We start from the raw sequence: 947 nt of genomic DNA on the forward strand, positions 1-947 counted from the left end.
ACGACGGTGACCGGCACGCTGGACTTCGTTGCTGGCGCCGACGGCGCGACAGTGACGCATATCGGCGCCACGGCTCTGGTGTTCGGCCAAGACGGCTACTCGCAGGCGATCGACATCGGCGACGGCTCGATCAAGGTCATGGCTGACGGCCACTACTCRTTCACCGCCGACAATCCGGTCATTGGCGCGGGTGCGGCTTCGGCGACCTACACGGTGACGGACGGGGACGGCGACACGGCGACGGCCGGCATCAGCTTTGCGGTGACGGACGCCAACGTTCCGACGACCGGCACGGCCGCGGCGGCGGTTGACGACGACGGCCTTGCCGGCGGCAATGCGGCGAGCACGACAGGCGATATCAACGCCAATGCGGGCGAGGTTCCGCTGAGCGCCAGCGAGGCGGTCTACAACGGCACGCTGGGCGGCAGCGTCGGCGGCGACGGCGCCGGTTCCAACGGCTTCTCGTTCGCGACGCTGAACGGCACCAACGGGACGGTCGGCCAGGAGAACGTCACCTACAGCTGGAACGCCGGCACCGACACGCTGACGGCGACGGGTCCGCGCGGGGATCTGTTCACGGTGCATGTGACCGATCCGGCCACCGGCGCCTATACGGTGACGCTGCTCGACAACGTGCTTCAGGCCCAGGGCCCGAACGACGAGAACAATGCGACGGTCAACCTCGGCTACGTGATCACCGACGCCGATGGCTCGACAGCACCCGGCACGCTGACCATAACCTTCAACGATGATGCTCCGACGGCGAGTGTTGAAGCCTCGCAGAATGTCGCCGAGGGCACGACGGTGACCGGCACGCTGGACTTCGTTGCTGGCGCCGACGGCGCGACAGTGACGCATATCGGCGCCACGGCTCTGGTGTTCGGCCAAGACGGCTACTCGCAGGCGATCGACATCGGCGACGGCTCGATCAAGGTCATGGCTGACGG

The 947-nt window shown here is 67.3% G+C and carries 1 protein-coding gene; it reads left to right on the forward strand.

The features are described 5' to 3' along the window. On the forward strand, positions 1-947 hold a 947-nt coding region (locus AC1DZU_RS35600; protein WP_477292135.1), incomplete at both ends, for a hypothetical protein.

This window comes from Mesorhizobium sp. P2_A12, from assembly GCF_056405075.1.